Below are 233 nucleotides of genomic sequence, written 5' to 3' on the forward strand. Positions count from 1 at the left end.
TGATTCCGCTGTTCATGGCGCTGGTCGGCTGGGGCGCGCAAGGCGCCAGCCGGCGTCATCTGCGGGCCTTCGCGCGGTTGTCGGGATTCTTCGCCGACCGCCTGCGCGGCCTCTCCACCCTGAAGCTGTGTGGCCGCGCCGAAGCCGAGGCGGCTTCCGCCGCCGCCGCCAGCGATGCGCTGCGCCAGCGCACCATGTCCGTGCTGCGGATCGCCTTCCTGTCGTCGGCGGTG

Annotated in this window: 1 protein-coding gene; it reads left to right on the top strand. The window is 72.5% G+C overall.

The features are described from left to right. A partial coding sequence (locus tag ACRHNM_RS18330; RefSeq protein WP_431138055.1) for a hypothetical protein occupies window positions 1-233 on the top strand: 233 nt, incomplete at both ends.

The organism is Psychroserpens mesophilus (assembly GCF_050617655.1).
In the GTDB taxonomy this organism is placed as follows: domain Bacteria; phylum Bacteroidota; class Bacteroidia; order Flavobacteriales; family Flavobacteriaceae; genus Psychroserpens; species Psychroserpens mesophilus_A.